A 19,567-nucleotide genomic window follows, 5' to 3' on the forward strand; every position below is an offset into this window, starting at 1 on the left:
GGACAGTCGAAGCGCAGATTATGTCGCCAACGACAAAGCCTCTGGCAGATTTGTGCGCTGCAACGTAAAGGCGCGGTCATGAGGATCGCGATTATCGATACCAGCGCAGGACGAGCGGCCGTCATATCCGACGGTTTGCGCGAAGCGGGACTCGACGATCTCGTACTGGTCGACACAACCAGACCCCTTGTTGCGCAAATTGAAGCAGCGACGCCCGACGTCGTGCTGATCAACCTCGAAAACCCGAGCCGCGACCTGCTCGAGGATTTCTTTGCCATGTCGCGCGCGCTCGCGCGGCCGATCGCGATGTTCGTCGACCAGAGCGATGCCGAGGCCACCGGCGCAGCGATCGACGCCGGCGTATCGGCGTACGTTGTCGACGGCCTGTCAAAGCAGCGGATCAAACCGGTGATCGAACTCGCGGTCCGCCGCTTCCAGGCCTTCTCACGCCTCCAGCGCGAACTCGACGACGCCAAGACCGCGCTCGCCGAACGCGCGGTCATCGACAAGGCGAAGGCGATCCTGATGAAACGCCGCCAGATCGACGAACCCGAGGCTTATGCCCTGCTCCGCGGGCAGGCGATGCGCACCAACCGCCGGATTTCGGAAATTGCCGAGGCGATCGTGACCAGCGAAGCGCTGATGGGAGACATGGAATGACCGCCGAGAGCTTCCGCATCGGTTTCCTGCCGCTCGTCGACGCGGCGCTGCCCATCCTCGCGCACGAACTGGGTTTCGCCAAAGCAGAGGGCATCAAACTCGAACTCGTCCGTGACATGACCTGGGCGACGGTCCGCGACCGGCTGCTCTATGGCCACACCGATGCCGCGCACATGATCGCGCCGCTGACCATCGCGACCACGCTCGGACGCGACCGGCCGGCCGTTCCGCTGGCGGTTCCCTTTGTGCTCGGGCTTAACGGCAATGCCGTCACCTTCTCAGCGAAACTTGCGGCGGAGACTGGTCTTGCCGACGGGCTGGGCGATCCCGTCAAGATCGGCACTGCACTGAAGCTCATCGCCGACGCCCGGCTGGCCGTGGGCAAGCGGCTGCGTTTCGGTGTCGTCCATCGTTACTCCAGTCACAATTACATGCTGCGCTATTGGTTGGCGGGCGTCGGCATTCGCCCCGATCAGGATATCGAAATCGTCGTCACCAGTCCCCCCTTCGCCGCCGATGCGCTCGCCGCAGGCGAGGTCGACGGCATCTGCGTCGGCGAGCCGTGGAACTCGATTGCAGTGGATAGCGGCGTCGGCCACATCGCACTTGCGACCGCCCAAATCTGGCGCCGCGGCGTCGAGAAAGTGCTCACGATGCGGGCGACCGCACTCGAAGAGCGCCGTGGCGAGGTCGAAGCGTTGGTGCGCTCCCTGCATTCCGCCGCCGCACATTTTGTCGAACCCGGCGTGGCCGAGGAAAGCGCCGACATACTGGCGCGGCCCGAGTATCTCGATGCGCCGCGCGATGCGGTGTTGCGCGCGATCACCGACCGCATCCGGCTTGTTCCCGGCGGCGAGCCGATCCACTACCCCGACTTCATGTTCCAGTATCGCGAGGCCGCGAATTTTCCGTGGCGCAGCCAGGCCGCGTGGCTCTACTCGCAGATGGTCCGCTGGGACTATATGGCGTTCGACGACGACGCAGCCGCCGCGGCCAGCAATGTCTTCCGTCCGGATGTCTACCGCGCCGCGCTTGCCGGCTCCGGCGCCCCCCTGCCCGGCGCCTCGTCGAAGCTCGAAGGCGGCCTCGACGAGCCGATCGGCGCGGGTTCGACACAGGGCCGCCTGACGCTCGGTAGCGACCGTTTTTTCGACGGCCGCGCTTTCGATCCCGACGACATTCAAGGCTATCTGGCTGGAATCGAATGATTTTCCGTTCCGCGCCAAATTTATGCTGCACCTGCGAAATAACGCCTTGCGGCGAAGGGGCGAATCAGGCAGGTTAAGACCACTCGGCATGACTGCCGGGGCAGGATAAAGCGGCGACGGCTCCAACGAGGGGGCCGGTCCGCGAGGCGGGTGGGAAGCCTTTTCCCACATTCCGACATGGCAATGAAGCCGTCAGGATGCGCCCGCATGGCCGCCGTCCTGGCGGCTTTTTTATTGCCCGTCGCACAAGGGGACGGACGATGACGACAGCAAGCGGAGCAGCCGGCACGGCGCCCGGATCGGGTTTCTGGAACAGCGGGCATTGGCCGACGCTGGTGGCGGCCTTTCTCTATTTCGACCTCGCCTTCATGGTGTGGGTGATCCTCGGGCCGCTGGCGCCCGCGATTTCGGAAGACCTGGGCCTGACCCCGGCGCAGAAGGGGTTGATGGTCGCAGTGCCGACGCTAGCGGGCGCGGTGCTACGCGTCGTGAACGGCCTGCTTGTCGATCGTATCGGACCAAAGCGGTCAGGCGCGATCAGCCAGCTTGTCGTCATCGCCGGACTGTTCACGGCGTGGCTCGTGGGGGTGCACAGTTTCGCGGGAACGCTCGCGCTCGGCGTGATCCTCGGCTTCGCGGGCGCGAGCTTCGCGATCGCGCTGCCGCTCGCGAGCCGCTGGTATCCGCCCGAGCATCAGGGCAAGGCAATGGGGCTTGCCGGCATGGGCAATTCGGGCACCGTACTCGCCGCGCTCTTCGCCCCCGGCCTCGCCAAGCTGTTCGGGTGGAACGCCGTGCTCGGCCTCGCGTGCATCCCGCTGACGATCGTCTTCTTCGTCTATCTCGCGATGGCGAAAGACGCACCCAATGCGCCCGCGCCGAAAAAGCTGATCGACTATTTCGAGCCGCTCAAGACCGCCGACGCGTGGTGGCTGATGGCCTTCTACGCGGTGACCTTCGGCGGCTTCGTCGGGCTCGCCGCCTCGCTGCCGATCTATTTCACCGATCAGTTCCACCTGACCCCGGTGATGGCAGGCTATTGCACCGCAGCGTGCGTGTTCGCGGGGTCGCTGGTGCGGCCGATGGGCGGCGCGCTCGCCGACCGCATCGGCGGCGTGAAGGCGCTGATGATGGTGTTCGTCGTCGCCGCGCTGGCGCTCGCCGGAGTGCCGCAGGCGGCAAACCTGCCTGCCGCACTCGGCCTGTTCGTGATCGCGATGCTCGCGCTCGGCACCGGTAACGGTTCGGTGTTCCAGCTCGTGCCGCAGCGCTTTTCGGCCGAGATCGGCGTGATGACCGGGCTCGTCGGTATGGCGGGCGGCGTCGGCGGCTTCTACCTCGCCTCCTCGCTCGGCTTCGCCAAGCAGTGGAGCGGCAGCTTCGGCCCCGGTTTTTACATTTTCGCGGGTCTCGCGGTCGTTGCGCTGGTCGGACTGCTCTTCGTGAAAGGCCAGTGGCGCGCGACTTGGGGCGCAGCCGAAGGCGTGCGGATCTAACCATGACCCGCACCCTTATGATCTTGCTGGCGCTTGCGCCGGCCGGGGCGGCGCACGCCCAGGACGTCACCCTCAAGCCGCTCGGCGAAGCCCGGCTGCGTTACGAAACGGTCGAGCAGGACGGCCTTCCCTTGGACGCCGACGCCCTGACCCTGCGCGTTCGCGCCGGGGTCGAGACCAAGGCCGGGCGCTGGTCGGCGCTCGTCGAAGGGCAGGGTAGTCTTGCCATCGCCGACGATTATTTCGACGGGCTCGGCGGCGCCGCAACTCGCCCGCTGGTCGCCGATCCCGACAACATCGCCCTCGCCCGCGCCCAGCTCCGCTACGCATCGCCCGCTTTCGCGGTGACCGCGGGCCGCCAGCGCCTCGCCTATGACGACGAGCGTTTCGTCGGCAGTGTCGGCTTTCGCCAGAACGGCCAGAGCTTCGACGCCGTCCGCGCCGAGATCACCCCGGCGAAGGGCGTCAAGGCCGATATCGCCTATGCGTGGAGCGTCCGCACCATCTGGGGTATCGACGGCGTGGGCGCACGGCCGCATGCCGTTTCGGGGGACAATGTCTTCGCCAATCTCGGCGTGGCGACGCCCGTCGGCAAGGTCGCCGCCTTCGCCTATCTCGTCGATCAGGACGAGGCCGCCGTGCAGGGCTTCCGCATGTCGAGCCAGAGCTATGGCGTGCGGCTCGAGGGAACCCGACCGGTCGGCAAAGCCAAGATCACCTGGCAACTGAGCTATGCGCGCCAATCGGACTGGCACCGCAACCCCAATGACTATGCCGCCGACTATTCGCTCGCCGATGTCGCAGTTGACTTTGGCGGCCCCCGGGTCGGCGCCGGGTACGAGATACTCGGCGCCGACAACGGAGGCGCGCTCACCAGCTTCCAGACTCCGCTCGCCACCGGGTTCAAATTCCAGGGCTGGGCGGACAAGTTCCTGACCACCCCGCCCGACGGCATGCGCGACCTCTATGCGAGCGCCGGCTGGGGCTGGAAGGCGGTCGGCCCTCTCAACGCTGTCACACTGCAGGCAGTGTACCACAACTATCGCAGCGACCGCGCGAGCCGCGCCTACGGCGACGAGATCGACCTGCTAGCCAGCGCCAAGCTCGGCAAGGTCACCGCATCGGCGCGCTACGCGCATTACGACGCGGACACTTTCGCCACCGACACCGACAAATTCTGGCTGCAACTGGACTGGACGCTCTGATGGAACACCGCCCCCTCAAACCCGACACCGACACGCGCGAGCATCTGGTCGTCATCGGCAACGGCATGGCCGGTTGCCGCGCAGTCGAGGAATTGCTCGCGCGCGATCCCGCCCGCTACCGCGTCACGATCTTCGGCGCCGAGCCGCGGGTCAATTACAACCGCATCATGCTCTCCCCCGTGCTCGCGGGCGAGAAATGCTTCGACGATATCGTGATCAACGATGCGGGCTGGTACGCCGACAACGGCATCGCGCTGGTCGCCGGCGATCCGGTGGCGGCGATCGACCGCACGGCGAAAACGGTGACGACGCGCAGCGGGCTCGTCGAAAGCTATGATCGCCTGCTGATCGCCACGGGCTCCGATCCCTTCATCATTCCGGTGCCGGGCAAGGACCTGCCGGGCGTGATCGCCTTTCGCGATATGGACGACGTCGACACGATGCTTGCCGCCGCCGATGCGGGCGGCGATGCGGTGGTGATCGGGGGCGGCCTGCTCGGGCTGGAGGCCGCGCACGGCCTCAGCCTGCGCGGCATGAAGGTCACCGTCATCCACCTGATGCCGACCTTGATGGAACGCCAGCTCGACGAAGCCGCCGGCTGGCTGCTCAAAAACGCCCTCGAAGCGCGCGGCCAGACCATCCTGACCGGCGCCGACACCGCCGAAATCATCGGCACCGGCGAGGTCGAGGGCGTCAAGCTTAAGGACGGCACGCTGATCCCCGCCAGCCTCGTCGTCATGGCGGTGGGTATCCGCCCCTCGGTCGCCCTCGCCCGCGACGCGGGCCTTGCGGTCGGGCGCGGCATCCAGGTCGACGACCATATGGTCACCAGCGATCCCGCGGTGCTCGCGGTCGGCGAATGCGTCGAACATGACGGACAGGTCTACGGCCTCGTCGCGCCGCTGTGGGACATGTGCCGCAGTCTCGCCGATGGGCTGGTCGAACAGCCGAGCGGTTATCGCGGCTCGGTGACCTCGACCAAGCTCAAGGTCTCGGGCATCGACGTGTTTTCGGCGGGCGATTTCTCGGGCGGCGACGGCTGCGAGGACATCGTGCTCCGCGATGCGAGCCGCGGCGTCTACAAGCGCGTGATCGTCAAGGACGACCGCATCGTCGGCGCGGTGCTCTATGGCGACACTGCCGACGGCAATTGGTATTTCGACCTGCTCAAACGCCAAGAGGATGTCTCCGACCTCCGCGACCTCTTGATCTTCGGTCAGGCCTTCGCCGCGGGAGGCGGCGCGGCGGACCCTAAGGCAGCCGTTGCGGCGCTCTCGGACGATGCCGAGATTTGCGGCTGCAACGGCGTCACCAAGGGCCAGGTCGTCTCGTGCATCGCCAAGGGCGCGCACAGCCTCGACGCGGTGCGCGGGACCTGCAAGGCCTCGGCGAGCTGCGGCAGCTGCACCGGCCTCGTCGAAAATCTGCTCGCGCTGACGCTCGGCGACGATGTCCGGTCGGGCCCCAAGACGATGTGCAAATGCACCAGCTTCGGTCATGACGACGTCCGCCGCGAGATCGTCGCGCAGGCGATGCGCTCGATCCCCGAGGTGATGCAGAAGCTCCACTGGACCACCCCCGACGGCTGCTCGTCGTGCCGCCCGGCGCTCAATTATTATCTGCTCTGCGCGCTGCCGGGTGAGTATGTCGACGACCAGCAGAGCCGCTTCGTCAACGAACGCCTCCACGCCAACATCCAGAAGGACGGCACTTACTCGGTCGTCCCGCGCATGTGGGGCGGGCTCACCAACCCGACCGAGCTGCGCGCGATCGCCGACGTCGTCGAGAAGTACAACGCGCCGATGGTCAAGGTCACCGGCGGCCAGCGGCTCGACATCTTCGGGATCAAAAAGGAGGATTTGCCCGCGGTCTGGGCCGATTTGGGCGCCGCCGGAATGGTCTCGGGCCACGCCTATGGCAAGGCGCTGCGCACCGTGAAGACCTGCGTCGGGTCCGAATGGTGCCGCTTCGGCACGCAGGATTCGACCGGGCTCGGCGTCAAGCTCGAACGGATGAGCTGGGGCAGCTGGATGCCGCACAAGTTCAAGATCGCGGTGTCGGGTTGCCCGCGCAACTGCGCTGAAGCGACGATCAAGGACTTTGGCGTCGTGTGCGTCGACAGCGGCTACGAACTCCATGTCGGCGGCAACGGCGGCATCCACGTCCGCGCCACCGACCTGCTCTGCAAGGTCGCGACCGAGCAGGAGGCAATGGATTATTGCGCCGCCTTCATCCAGCTCTACCGCGAGGAAGCGCGCTACCTCGAACGCACCGCGCCATGGATCGAGCGCGTCGGGCTGGCGCATATCGTCGCGCGCATCGTCGACGACGCGCCCGGCCGCGAAGCGCTGCGCGCGCGCTTCCTCTATTCGCAAAGCTTTTCGCAGGACGACCCTTGGGCGCAGCGCGCCGAGGGTGCCGAGGCCGAGCATCATGCGCCGATGGCGCGCTTCACCCCGCAGGAGGAACCAGCATGACCACCGCTGCATGGCTCGATATCGGCTGGGTCGACCAGATCCCGGTTCGCGGCAGCCGTACGGTGCAGGTCGAGGGCCGCGACGACATCGCACTCTTCCGCACGGCCGAGGGCAAGGTCTTCGCGCTGCTCGACCGCTGCCCGCACAAACATGGGCGCCTGTCGCAGGGCATCGTTCACGGCGGCGCGGTCGCCTGCCCGCTACACAACTGGCGGATCAGCCTGTCGACCGGCGAGGCGCTGGGCGAGGACAAGGGCTGCACCCCGACCGTGCCGGTAAAGATCGATGGCGGCCGCGTCCTCATCTGCCGCGCGAGCACGCTGAAGGCCGCAGCCTGATGGTCGAGGCGGTCCGCACGACCTGCGCCTACTGCGGCGTCGGCTGCGGTATCCGCGCGACGGTGACCGGAGCACGCAGCGTCGAGATCGCTGGCGATCCCGATCATCCCGCCAACCGCGGCCGCCTCTGCTCGAAGGGCACGCATCTCGGCGAGACCGTGGGGTTGGAAGGGCGACTGCTTGCGCCCATGATCGGCAACAAGCGCGCAAGCTGGGACAAGGCGCTCGATCTCGTCGCCAAGCGGTTCAAGGAAACCATCGCGCGGCATGGCCCCGGCAGCGTCGCCTTCTATGTTTCGGGGCAGCTTCTCACCGAAGATTATTACGTCGCGAACAAGCTGATGAAAGGTTTCATAGGCACCGCGAACATCGACACCAATTCGCGGCTCTGCATGTCGAGCGCGGTCGCGGGCCATATGCGCGCGTTTGGCGAAGATGTTGTTCCCGCGACCTATGACGATCTCGACGCCGCCGATCTGTTCGTGCTGGTGGGATCGAACACCGCCTGGTGCCACCCGATCGTCTATCAGCGCATCCGTGCGCGCTGCGAGGCCGGCGCGAAGCTCGTCGTCATCGATCCGCGCCGCACCGAGACCGCCGAGGAAGCCGACCTCCACCTTCCGATCCGCCCGGGCAGCGACGTCGTGCTGATGAACGGACTGCTCCACCATTGCCGCGAGGCGGGCGTCGTCGACGAAGACTATCTCGCCGCGCATGTCGCGGTTCCTGCCGGATTCTGGGACCAGCTTGGCGAGGGGAATGACCTGTGGTCGGTGGCGCGCATTTGCGATGTCCCAGCCGCCGACCTCAGGCATTTCTACGAACTGTTCGCCGCGAACCCGCGCACTGTCACCCTCTTCAGCCAAGGGATCAATCAGTCGACCGCGGGCACCGACCAGGTCAATGCGATTACCAACCTCCATCTTGCGACGGGGCGGATCGGCAAGCCTGGCGCCGCGCCCTTCTCGATCACCGGTCAGCCCAATGCGATGGGCGGGCGCGAGGTCGGCGGGCTCGCCTCAACCCTCGCCGCCCATATAGATTTCGCCCCCGAAAACCGCGCCCGCGTCCAGCGTTTCTGGGCGGCCCCAACGATCGCCGAAAAGCCGGGTTTGAAGGCAGTCGACCTGTTTCGCGCGATCGGCGAGGGCCGCATCAAGGCCGTGTGGGTGATGGCGACCAACCCCGCCGTGTCGATGCCCGACGCCAACCGGGTGCGCGAGGCGCTCGCCGCCTGTCCCTTCGTCGTCGTCAGCGACGTGATCGAAAAGACCGACACCGGCGCCTTCGCGCATGTCCGCCTGCCCGCCGCGGCATGGGGCGAAAAGGACGGCACCGTCACCAACAGCGACCGCACGATCAGCCGCCAGCGCGCCCTCTTCCTCCTCCCCGGCGAAGCGAAACCCGACTGGTGGATCGTCAAGGAAGTCGCGCGGCGGATGGGCTGGAAGACCGCCTTCACCTACGACCGCCCCGCCGACATCTGGCGTGAGCATTGCCGCCTCTCGACCTATGATAATGACGGCGCGCGGCTGTTCGCCCTGTCCGGCGCCGCGCAGGGCGGCAATGCCGCCTATGACGCGATGGCGCCGTTTCGCTGGGGCGGCGACCACCCCTTCGCCGACGGCCGCTTCTCGACCGAAGATGGCCGCGCGCGCCTTGTCCCCGTCGCGCAGAAGGCGCTGCCAGAACCGCTCGCCAAATGGCCGCTGACGCTGAATACCGGCCGCTATCGCGACCAATGGCACACGATGACGCGCACCGGCCTCGCGCCGAAGCTCGCGCGCCACCGCGAGGAGCCGCTCGTCGAGATCCACCCCGACGACGGCGCGCGCCTCGGCCTCGCCGACGGCGGCCTCGCGCGCGTCAGCACGCCGCAGGGCGAAAGCCTCTACCGCGTCGCCTTCCATAGCGGCCAGCGTCCCGGTGAACTCTTCGTGCCGATCCATTGGACCGACCGCACCGCGAACGGCGGACGCACCGGCCTTCTCCCCCGCCCGCTCGTCGATCCCGTGTCGGGTCAGCCGGGGTTCAAGCGCACCCCCGCCTCGATCGCCGCTGTCACCCCAAGATGGCGCGGTTTCCTGCTCCTGTCGCGCGAACTCGCCAGCGCGCCGCGCTGCCTGTGGGCAACACGCGTCGCGGTTCCGTCGGGTGTCATGTGGGAGCTGGCCGGCAATGGCGACTTCAAGTCGACCGAAGCGCTGCTTCCCAAGGGGGAGCGGATCGAGGCACAGGATGTTGCACGCGGCACCAGGCGCATCGCCATCGTCGCGAACGGACGTCTGGCGGGAGCCCTGTTCGTCACCGAGACCGGCGAACTGCCTCCTCGCGACTGGCTGATCGCGCAGCTATCCGCACCGCAGGTTGCGCCAACATTGCTCGCAGGCCGTGCCCCGGGAGCCCACGCCGATCGCGGTCCGGTCATCTGCGTGTGCTTCGACGTCGGATTGAAAACGATCGTCGCGACGATCCGCGATCAGAAACTCGCCGATGTGGCCGCCATCGGCGGCGCGCTCGGCGCCGGAACCAACTGCGGCTCCTGCCGCCCCGCACTCGCGCGCATCCTGACCGAGGAGACCAGCAATGCAGCCTGACGATTTCGAGCCCGGTACCGTCTGGCTCGTCGGCGCCGGCCCCGGCGACCCAGATCTTCTGACGATGAAGGCGGTGCGGCTGATCGAGCGCGCCGACATCGTCTTTTACGACGCGCTTGTCGGCGACGGCGTGCTCGCACTGATCCCGCCGCGCGCCGAAGCCTTCAGCGTCGGCAAACGATCGGGCCACCATTCGAAGGATCAACGCACGATCGACGCGATGCTGGTCGACGCCGCTTCCGCCGGCAAGCGCGTGGTGCGCCTGAAGGGCGGCGACCCGTCGATCTTCGGCCGCTCGACCGAAGAACTCTCCGCCTTGCGCAACGCCGGGCATATGGCCCGCATCTGCCCGGGTATCACCACCGCCTGCGCGGCAGCAGCATCGGCCGGCATTTCGCTCACGCTCCGCGGCGTCGCCCGCGATGTCCGGTTCGTCACTGCCCATAGCAAGCGCGGCGCAGCGCTCGATATAGACTGGCCGTCGCTCGCAAACGGCGGATCGACCCTCGCCTTCTATATGGGGCGCGATGCCGCCGGCGAGATCATGCGCGGGCTCATGGGCACCGGAATGGCCGGCGACACCCCGGTGATGATCGCCTGCGACGTCAGTGGTCCGGGCGAGCGCCGGCTGGCAACGCGGCTCGACCTGCTCGAACTCGCGACAAGGTCGTTCGCAGCGGACGCGCCGACGCTGATCCTCGTTGGCAACGCTATCGAACAAGGCGCCTGCGCGCTCACGATTTCGCGAGCGCAAGCGAGACAGATGCATCGGTAAGCACGCAACCCTCCCCCATCCGGTGCCTGAACCGCTTCGATCGCTCCGCCATCATCCCCTCTCTCCGGCCGGATCGAAACCGGCGTCAGCCCCCGGCGTCGAGACGCCGAACCGGGCTGATCGTCCGGAAGAAGAGCATCGCATCGAACGCCCTTGCCGGAACAATCAGGTTTTCGGTGCTGGAATTGACCTGCAGCGACTGCGTCCGCCGCAGCCAGGATCGGGCGGCGGGATCGTCCGGTTGCCGGAAATCCAGCAGGAAATGGTCGGCACCGACCTTTGCCAGCGCGGCGTCCAGCGTTGCCGGCTTCCGCTCCGGGGCGCTGCCGCGAACCGATCCGCTCGTCCCGATAATCATCAGTTTCCGGCCCAGTGCGGCGCGAAGATGCTCCCCCATCGCGGCGGGCGGGCGCGTATAGACCGACCAGATGCCACCGCGGGTCCGGCCATTCATGACATGGCCGTTGTGCGCGAAGACAAGGACACGGCCGCCCGCGCCCTCCCGGTCGATAACCCAGCGAACATTGGCGGCCATTGCGGCATCGCGCGCGGCGTCGCTTTTATAGTCGCCGGGCGACAGATTGCCGCCGGGATCGGGCCTGCCCGATACCGCAAACAGCGCTTCGAGCTGCCGGGCCGCGATCGCATTCTGCCGCGCCCAATCATAATCGGCCTGCGACGCGGCGGCGATCAGCGCGGCGCGGTGCGCATCGAAGAAAGCGCCAAGCTCGCCGATCGCCGATCGCAATCGCGCCCGCTCGCCCGCTGGCAGTTCCCGGTATCCGGTCAGGTTGAACCGGCCCGCGAACGACGCGAGGCGCGCGCGAAGACCCATGGATTCCGATGGCGCAGCGCGGGCAAGGAACGCCATGCTGTCGTCGAGCGTCCGGCGCGCGTTGCGCCACTCGCCGCTCGCCTCGCCGCCGCTCATGTCGATGCCATAGATGCGGATCTTCCGGCCATGCCGCGGATCGGCATTATAGGCACGGATCCAGTCGAGCAGTTCGATATTCTCGGGGAAGCGCCAGAAACCCCAGGTGAAGCCCTGCCGCGCCACGTCGCGCGCGCTTCCACCGCTGCCCGCGGCATAATCATCGAGCGCTCGCGATTCGCTGAGCCCCGTTTCCAGCGCGATTGCCGTGAAACCGCGCTCCTCAACCAGATAGCGGAACAGGCAGTTGCGAAAGGCGAGCGGTTCGTGCCCCCCGTGCACGGGTTCGCCCAGCGCGACGACCGGCGCATCGCCGATGGCCTTGCCGGCGGCGTCGAGGCGGGTGCAAAGCGACAGCGGGCTCGCGTTCGCCCGCGCCCATGCGACGAAGGCGGTATCGTCCGCCGCCCGCGCCGGCGCCATCGCCAGAAGCCCCAGCCCGGCGGCGGCGAGCAGCCTCACGGTAAATCGATCCGGTACAGCGGCACGCCGCTGAAGATCAGGCGCTGCGCCTGTCCGTCGATGATCGTGTCGAAGGCCAGCCATTCGGGCGCGTGCGCCGGTTCGGCGAAGCGAAAACGGCCCGGCGCCTCTTCGACGAGTTCGGTTGCAAGGCTTGCGTCGGCATAGGCAAAGGTCAGCCGGCCCTTGCGCGCGAAGACGCGGACGCTCGGCCCCTCCTCGCCATGCGCGGCATAGCGGCCGACGAGCGGTAGCGCGGCGGCGGGCGTCTCGACAGGCGGCGTGCCTTGCCTCGCGTAGCTCGCGGCGCCGTCGGACATATCGGTTACCGCGCCGGCCGCATCGCGAAAGAACAGGAAGGCGCGCGGGCCGGTCGCGGTCTGATAGAGCCCCCAGGCCTCCCTCCCGAGGCGAGCGAGCGGTACGGTCCTATCGCCTTCGACGAGACCGAGCCCGCCCGACACGTCGGCCCGGAATGCAAGCTTGCGCCCCCCTGCCCCTGCGAAGCTGCCCGCAAAGCTGTTCGCGTCCCGCCATGCGGCTGACGCTTGCGGCGTCTGGGGTTCGCCACCCGCCAGCCGCGCGACGATGCGATCGCGCAATGCTTTGTCGATCGGCCCGTTGCCGAGAAAAACGACCGCGAAACCATCTGCCACATGCGCCGAGAGATAAGCTTGGAAACCCGCAATCGACCCGCTGTGAGCGAGCACGCGTCCGCCCTCCAGCACGTCGACGCCATAGCCGTAATCGTCGAGCCCGGCGGTCGCGAAGCGATCGAAGGCGGCCGCAGAGATCAGCCGTCCGCCGGGCGTATCGCCGCGCGCCAGCAGCATCCGCGCATAGGCCCCCATATCGGCCGCATCGGACACCACCGCGCCATCGGCCGACAGATAGTCGAACCACGGCGCTTCGGCGAACTTGCCGTCTGGGCCCCGCGCATAGCTAGCCGCGATCCGCCCGCGCAGCCGGTCGTCGATCTGCGGCGAGGTCGCCGCCATCCCGAGCCGGCCCAGCACGCGCCGCTGCAGGATCAGCGGAAAGGGCTCGCCGTCGATCCGCTCGGCGACATAGCCGAGCAACTGGTATCCCGAGTTCGAATACCAGAAATGCGCGCCCGGGGCATAGCGCGGCTCGAAACCGTCGAGTGCCTTGATCAGGAAACGCATCGAGGCGACGTGCGCGAGATAATTGGGGAGCCCCGACGTATGCCGCAGCAGCGAATGGCCGGTGATCGGCGCGAATGTCGGTGCCGGGCGAAAATCGGGAAGATAGCGCGCGACCGGCGCGTCGGGGTCGAAACGCCCTTCGTCGGCCATCTGCATCAGCGCGATCGCGGTGAAGGATTTGGAGATCGAACCGATCGCGAAGCGGGTGTCCGCCGTCACCGGCTGTTTGCGGGCGATATCGGCATAGCCGTGGGTCGCGACGAGCCGCATCCGCTCGCGATCGGTAACCGCGACCACCAGCCCATATTCGCTCGGCGCCGCCTCGACCATCGCGCGGACATCGTCGAGGGCCGACTGCGAAAGCGCGGTCTGGCCGAAAGCTGCACTCGCCAGCCCGAGCATCGCGGCGAGAAACAGGAACAGACGGGTCATGCGAGGCACGCATCCACCAGCCGGTCGAACGCCGCCCCCGGCCGCATCGGGTCGGCAACGGGCATTCCCCATTCGCTCGACAGTGCCGCCATCGCCGCTTCGGCCTCCTCTGCCCGCAGCCCCGCCGTGTTGAGCGAGACCCCCGCACAGCGCACGCGCGGGTTGGTCAGCCGCGCCTGATCGAGCGTCACCTCGATCGCGCGGCCGATCGACGGCAACGGGTAACCCGTCAGGCCGACGATCCGCTCGCGCCCATGGGCATGGCATAGCACAAGCACATCGGGCTGCGAGCCATGAAGCAGGCCGAGCGACACGCCGGCATAGGAGGGGTGGAAAAGCGATCCCTGCCCCTCGATCACGTCCCAATGCGCGGGATCGGCGTCGGGGCTGAGCAGCTCGGCCGCGCCGGCGACGAAATCGCTCACCACCGCGTCGATAGGGATGCCCGACCCGGCGATCATGATCCCGGTCTGGCCCGTCGCCCGGAAATCGGCGGCGAGACCGCGGGTGCGGAACGTCCCGGTGAGTGCCAGCGCGGTATATTTCTTGCCGAGCGCGCAGTCGGTGCCGACGGTCAGCAGCCGCTTGCCGCTGCGGCGGCGGCCGGTCGCGATCGGCAGCCCTGGCGGCGGCGAACGGACGTCGATCAGCCGCCGCCCCTCGGCCTCGGCGACGCGCTTCAGGCGTGGATCGTCGGCGAGGCGATCGTGCGCGCCGCTGACGATATCGAGCCCCGCTTCGAGCGCCTCGATCAGACAGGCAATCCAGCCGGGCCGGATCGCCCCGCCGATCGAAGCCGCGGCGAGCACCAGCGCCCGCGCGCCTGCCGCATAGGCCTCGCGCGGCCGCATGACCGGCAATCCGAGCGAGGCAGCGGCGCCGGCGCATTTATACTCGGCGACACAGAGCCCCGGGGCCCAGTCGATCAGCCCCTGCCCGGTCTTCAAATAGGTCGTGTCGTCGGCGTCGCCGAGAAAGAGGAGATAGGGTTGCGGCAGGTCGATCCGGACGCCCGCGACCGACGGTGCGATATCGATGACGTCGCTCATCGTGCGATCTCCGATTGTATCGGCCGCCCGGGCGCGACACCCTCGACCAGTTCGCTCCCGTCGACCACGAACACACCATTGACCATCACATAGCGAAAGCCGTCCGACGGGCGCGCGGCGTCGCCATAGGTCGCCTTGGTGCCCACCGTCGCGGGATCGAACAGCACGATGTCGGCGTCGGCACCGGGCTGGAGCCGTCCCTTGCGCGCCATCGCGGGTACGAAGGATTGCAGCCGCTGCGCGGGCGCCAGCGTCATCTTGCGGATCGCCTCGTTCAGCCCAAGCGCCTTCGTCTCGCGCACATAATGGCCGAGGACGCGCGCGAAAGTTCCTGCCGAGCGCGGGTGGCCGTTCGGCCCCTCGATCCGGCCGCCGTCGCTCGCGACGATCACCGTCGGGTCGGCGAGCAGCGCGGCGATCGTCGCCTCGCTGTTCATATGCATGATGATGCCGTCATCGCCGCTGCCGGCGCGCAGCGCATCGAAGTCGGCCTGCGTCAGCCGCTTGCCGGTGCTGCGCGACTGCAGATCCCCGACGCCGACGCCCCAGCGCTTTTCCCACCCCGGATCGAAGAAATGGCTGCGTACCGCATCGACCGATCCACCCCATGGATAGGTTTCGGTCGAAATATCGACGCCGCGCCCGCGCGCGTCGCGCATCAGCGCAACCATCCCCGGCGCCTCCGACATCGCCATGCTGTTGATATGTGCGATATGGACACAAGCGCCGGTGATCGCCGCATTGGCGATATTTTCCTGCACCGCTTCCAGCGTGCTGTCGGGTTCGACGAGACTGCCGAAGCGGATATGGGTGAAGAGGCAGCTCTTGCTGCGCCCGGCAACGCGCGTGACGTCGAGCAGTTCGCGGCGGGTGATGCCGGGGGCATATTGGGTGCCGCTGCCGATTCCGATCGCCCCTTCGCGCAGCCCCTGTTCGAGCAGCGACGCAAGGCGCGGATAGGCGGCATCGGCGAGCGGCGCGTCAGCCTCGGGCGCGGCGAACTTTTCGGCCGGATCGCGCAGCGCCGCAAGGCCCGCCTCCCCCTCGCCCTTCTGGAGATAATAGCGGACGGCGGTATGCCCGACGCTGGTGCCATAGTTCAGCAGTTCGCGACCACGCTTCGCCTGATACCAGTCGGCCACCGGCCACGTCCCGATCTCCAGCTCGAGCCGCGTCGTCACCCCGTCCCTGACCTGATAGGTGGCCGCCTCGCGCGTCGTTGCGTGCGAATGGAGGTCGATGAAGCCCGGCGCCGCAACCAGACCGCGCGCATCGATCACCCGCCGCCCTGCGAGCTTCGCCGTCGTCACCGCGACGATCCGGTCGCCGTCGATCGCGATGTTGCGGATCGCGTCAAGCCTGGTTTCGGGATCGATCGCGCGCGCGCCGGTAAAGACGATGTCGTGGACCGGCTCGGCACGCGCGCCGGTTGCCGAGAGGGCGGCGGCCGCCAGCAGCATCGCCCCGCGCATCATCACCGCCTTCCGCCCGCCGGCCATGACGATCAGAAGTTCGCGCGCAGCGAAACCGTCACGCTCCGCGGTTCACCGACGACATTGCCGTAAAACAGCGTCTGATAGTTGTTCACGAAATAATGCTTGTCGAACAGGTTCTTGACGTTGAGCTGGACACGGAAACGCTCGAAATCATAGCCCGCCGACACGTCGGCCAATACATAGGACGGCAGGTCGCGCGTCGCGCGATCGATGTCGGTCTTCACCGAATCGACATAGCGAATGCCGCCCCCGACGAAAGCGCCGCCGCCGAATTCATAGCTGGTATAGAGGCTCGCCGTGCTCTTGGGCAGGAAGGCGACCGTCTTGCCGATCAGCGTCGGATCGTCATCCTCGCGGATTGTCGGATCGAGGATGGCGAACCCGGCGTTGACCTGCCAGCCCTGCACAACCTCACCGACCGCCTGCAATTCGAAGCCGCGGTGCCGTACCTTGCCGACCGGCGAATAGCGGTCGATCAGGTCGATGGTCTGGTCGTAGCGCGCCTGATTGGCCTGCCGGACGTCGAAGACTGCCGCGGTGAGCAACAGCCGCCGGTCGGGCGACACATATTTGACCCCGGCCTCATATTGCTCGCCGGTCAGCGGCGGCAGCACGTCGCCGACCGCGTCGATGAACAACTGCGGCTGGAAGGATTCGCTGTACGACAGATAGAAATTGAGGCCCTGGACCGGCTCCAGCGTCGCGGCGAGGCGCAGGCTGGTCTGGCTGTTGCCGCTGAAATCCTCCCACGGCGCCGCGCCCGATTGCTTGCTCACATCGGGCTTGGCCCAACTGATGCCGCCGAGCAGCGTCAGCGGCTCCGCGACCTTGATGTTGGCCTGCGTCGACAGGGTGAAATAGCGGAGCCCGCGATTGAGGCTGTAATCGAAGATGCCGGGATAGGTCCGCGTGTTGAACAGCGCCTCGATCGCGTCGACGCCGTCGAAAATGTTCGCGACATCGCCTTCCGGCATATCGGGGATCGTCCCGGCCTGTTTCGTGTCGTAATGCTGATAATTGGCAGCGACAGTGACGAAGCTGTCGGCGAGCCCGAGGTCGTCGAGCTTGTACACTGCCGACAATCCGGCACTGAACGCCTTGGTCACGCTTTTGGTGATGTTGTTGATCGCGAGGAAGAAGTCGCCATTGTCTTCGAGCCCGAAGCCGAACCCGCTCTCTCCGGTCGTGTTCGAACGGAGATAGTTGAGCTTCAGGCTGACCGACAGCGCCTCCGACGCCTCCCAGTCCAGCCCGCCGTTCACGCGCACGACCGGGGTCACAAGGTCGAAATCGCCCGACCCGATGAAGAAGGACCGGCCGACCGGCGCCGGCGATCCGTCGGGAAAGGTCGGGATGCCGTCGAACGAGGTACGCCGATAGCGTTCATAGCCGCCATGGATATAGCCGGTGAGGCCGGGCGTCAGCTCGGCATCGATCCCGGCGTAGAGCACCGTCTTCGCCGAATCGACGCGCTGCATGAAGCTGCCCGCCTCTTCGTGGGCGGCGATGGCGATGACATTGACCGTGCCCGCCGCGTTCAGCGATGCCGCGACCTGGCCCTCGAGCCGCCAGCGGTCCCACGAGCCGCCGAGCAGTTCGATATGCGACGGCGTGTTCGCTTTCGCCCCCTTGGTCACCTGATTGATGATGCCGCCGGGGTTGGCGGCGCCATAGACCACCGACGTCGGGCCCTTGACGATTTCGAGCCGTTCGAGCGTCGCGAAGTCGGGCTCGTAATCGAGCGCGCCGACGTTCAGCCCGTCGATCGCATTGCCGGCGGCAAAGCCGCGCAGCTTGACGATCGACGCGGTGCCGCCCGGATTGCCGTCGAACAGCGCGCCGGGCGTATATTGTGCAACATCGCCCAGCGAGCGGACATCGGTCGCATCCATGAAGTCTTCGCTGACGAGGCTGATCGATTGCGGGACCTTCTCGATCGGCACCGGAAGCCCGGTGGTGCCGCTGGTGTCCTCGGCAAGGTAGCGGTAGCCGCTGACGACGATCGCATCGCCCTCGCCGCTTTCGCCTGCTTCCTGCGCATAAGCGCCCGTTGCCGCGAGCGCCGCCTGCATCGCCAGCGCCCCTGCTGCCAGCCTCAGCCGCGTGCGGCGAGATCCAACCCGATACCCGTTCCGGCAAAGTCCGTTCATTGCCCATTCCCCTCAAACGACCAGTGATCATCGAACGGCCCGTTTCGCGAGATGCGGGGCCGGTGTGACTTGATTAAAAGTGATTTGACATATTTCTGTCAATTGATAGTTTTGACAAAATTACTAACATATCGCCGAAGGGAATGGGGACATGAGTGACCAGAACACCGATCGGCCAGCGATCCCCAATGTCCCGCTGCTCCAGCGGCTGCAGGCCGATCTCGAACATTATTCGCCCGCCGAACGCGCGATCGCGGCCTATATCCTCGGCCATTATGCGACGCTGGCGTTCGAGACGGCGCTTTCGCTGGCCGACAAGGTCGGGGTCGCCGAAATCACCATCGGCCGCTTTGCCCGCCGGCTCGGCTATCGCAACTTCAAGGCGCTGAAGAATGAACTGAAGGATAATAGCGAAGAAGGTTTTCCCTGGTTGATGGGCGACCAACTCGCCGAGTTCGTCGAATCGGGCGATGCCGGGGACGAAAGCGAAACGAGCATCCAGCGCGAAATGAAGTCGCTGATCGAAGTTTACAGGCTTGCCGAGACCCCGCAATTCGCGCAGGCGGTCGATCTGCTCGCCCGGTCGCAGCGCGTCCAGATCGCGGGATTTCAGACCGAACGCGGGATTGCGATGCTGCTCGCCAACCATCTGCAATTCATGCGCGACGGGGTCGGCCTGGTCGACCTCAGCGCGGGCAATTATGCCGACGTGTTCGCCGCCGACGAGACAGACCGCTGCCTCGTCGTCATCGATATCCGGCGCTATTCGCGCCAATCCTATCTGCTCGCCGAGCAAGCGAGCCAGCAGGGCATCCCGCTGATCGTCCTCACCGACCTGTTCTGCGACTGGGCGCCGCGGTTTACGCCGCATGTGCTGGCCGTGCCGACGCAGACGGGGATGTTCTGGAGTTCGCCCGTCGCGCTCGTCTGCGCGGTCAATCTGCTCGTCAACAGCGTGATCAAGACGATCGGGACGCGCGTCGAACAGCGGCTCGAAAGGCTGACGCAGCTCCATCAGGCGTTCACCGGCTATGCCGGACATCAACCGCCGCGGCCGAAATTATCCTGATTGCAGGGCTGTCGGGTCCTCCGGATTGACGCCACCCGCGCCGCCGACTAAAGGGC

General features: G+C 66.8%; 14 protein-coding genes. 9 read left to right on the forward strand and 5 right to left on the reverse strand.

From position 1 onward, the window contains the following. Positions 1 to 78: 78 nt before the first annotated feature. The 8 genes from LH19_RS10480 to cobA all read left to right on the forward strand — a co-directional run bounded on the left by LH19_RS10480 (position 79) and on the right by cobA (position 10,756). The gene (locus LH19_RS10480; protein ID WP_054727678.1) at positions 79 to 660 is read left to right on the forward strand and encodes an ANTAR domain-containing response regulator; all 582 of its coding nucleotides are present in this window, start codon (positions 79 to 81) and stop codon (positions 658 to 660) included. Continuing rightward, the gene (locus LH19_RS10485; RefSeq protein ID WP_054727680.1) at positions 657 to 1,868 is read left to right on the forward strand and encodes a CmpA/NrtA family ABC transporter substrate-binding protein; all 1,212 of its coding nucleotides are present in this window, start codon (positions 657 to 659) and stop codon (positions 1,866 to 1,868) included. Before LH19_RS10480 ends, LH19_RS10485 begins: the two co-directional genes overlap by 4 nt. 260 nt (positions 1,869 to 2,128) lie before the next feature. Continuing rightward, positions 2,129 to 3,364: a nitrate/nitrite transporter gene (locus tag LH19_RS10490; protein WP_054727683.1), complete on the forward strand. Its 1,236-nt coding sequence runs from the start codon at positions 2,129 to 2,131 to the stop codon at positions 3,362 to 3,364. 2 nt (positions 3,365 to 3,366) lie between these two features. After that, positions 3,367 to 4,569 carry an alginate export family protein gene (locus LH19_RS10495; protein WP_054727685.1) on the forward strand — a complete coding sequence of 401 codons (1,203 nt, stop codon included), beginning with the start codon at positions 3,367 to 3,369 and terminating at the stop codon, positions 4,567 to 4,569. Further along, positions 4,569 to 7,046, forward strand: coding sequence for a nitrite reductase large subunit NirB (nirB, locus tag LH19_RS10500; protein WP_054727687.1), 2,478 nt, complete (start codon positions 4,569 to 4,571; stop codon positions 7,044 to 7,046). The genes LH19_RS10495 and nirB overlap by 1 nt, the downstream gene beginning before the upstream one ends. Further along, positions 7,043 to 7,384 carry a nitrite reductase small subunit NirD gene (gene nirD, locus LH19_RS10505; RefSeq protein WP_054727689.1) on the forward strand — a complete coding sequence of 114 codons (342 nt, stop codon included), beginning with the start codon at positions 7,043 to 7,045 and terminating at the stop codon, positions 7,382 to 7,384. Before nirB ends, nirD begins: the two co-directional genes overlap by 4 nt. Further along, entirely contained in the window at positions 7,384 to 9,981 is a 2,598-nt protein-coding gene (locus LH19_RS10510; protein ID WP_054727691.1) for a nitrate reductase, read from the forward strand. The genes nirD and LH19_RS10510 overlap by 1 nt, the downstream gene beginning before the upstream one ends. Next, positions 9,971 to 10,756, forward strand: coding sequence for a uroporphyrinogen-III C-methyltransferase (gene cobA, locus LH19_RS10515; RefSeq protein WP_054727693.1), 786 nt, complete (start codon positions 9,971 to 9,973; stop codon positions 10,754 to 10,756). The genes LH19_RS10510 and cobA overlap by 11 nt, the downstream gene beginning before the upstream one ends. Positions 10,757 to 10,841: 85 nt before the next feature. Here the strand turns inward: cobA and LH19_RS10520 are convergent, their stop codons facing one another. From LH19_RS10520 to LH19_RS10540, 5 genes are read right to left on the reverse strand one after another with little or no spacing between them, the layout of a single operon-like run. Beyond that, positions 10,842 to 12,149 carry an erythromycin esterase family protein gene (locus tag LH19_RS10520; RefSeq protein WP_234716135.1) on the reverse strand — a complete coding sequence of 436 codons (1,308 nt, stop codon included), beginning with the start codon at positions 12,147 to 12,149 and terminating at the stop codon, positions 10,842 to 10,844. After that, positions 12,146 to 13,747 (reverse strand): serine hydrolase domain-containing protein, encoded by a 1,602-nt coding sequence (locus LH19_RS10525; protein ID WP_234716136.1) that lies wholly within the window; start codon positions 13,745 to 13,747, stop codon positions 12,146 to 12,148. Before LH19_RS10525 ends, LH19_RS10520 begins: the two co-directional genes overlap by 4 nt. Beyond that, the gene (locus LH19_RS10530; RefSeq protein ID WP_054727698.1) at positions 13,744 to 14,796 is read right to left on the reverse strand and encodes a DUF1611 domain-containing protein; all 1,053 of its coding nucleotides are present in this window, start codon (positions 14,794 to 14,796) and stop codon (positions 13,744 to 13,746) included. The genes LH19_RS10525 and LH19_RS10530 overlap by 4 nt, the downstream gene beginning before the upstream one ends. After that, positions 14,793 to 16,271, reverse strand: a complete 1,479-nt coding sequence (locus LH19_RS10535) for an amidohydrolase family protein (protein WP_082396301.1) — start codon at positions 16,269 to 16,271, stop codon at positions 14,793 to 14,795. Before LH19_RS10535 ends, LH19_RS10530 begins: the two co-directional genes overlap by 4 nt. 29 nt (positions 16,272 to 16,300) lie before the next feature. Continuing rightward, positions 16,301 to 18,364, reverse strand: coding sequence for a TonB-dependent siderophore receptor (locus LH19_RS10540; RefSeq protein ID WP_234716137.1), 2,064 nt, complete (start codon positions 18,362 to 18,364; stop codon positions 16,301 to 16,303). A 229-nt stretch (positions 18,365 to 18,593) separates the two neighbouring features. Here LH19_RS10540 and LH19_RS10545 point away from each other — a divergent pair, with 229 nt between their 5' ends. Next, positions 18,594 to 19,511, forward strand: coding sequence for a MurR/RpiR family transcriptional regulator (locus tag LH19_RS10545; protein ID WP_054727701.1), 918 nt, complete (start codon positions 18,594 to 18,596; stop codon positions 19,509 to 19,511). Positions 19,512 to 19,567 lie beyond the last annotated feature (56 nt).

Source organism: Sphingopyxis macrogoltabida, from assembly GCF_001314325.1.
Classification (GTDB): domain Bacteria; phylum Pseudomonadota; class Alphaproteobacteria; order Sphingomonadales; family Sphingomonadaceae; genus Sphingopyxis; species Sphingopyxis macrogoltabida.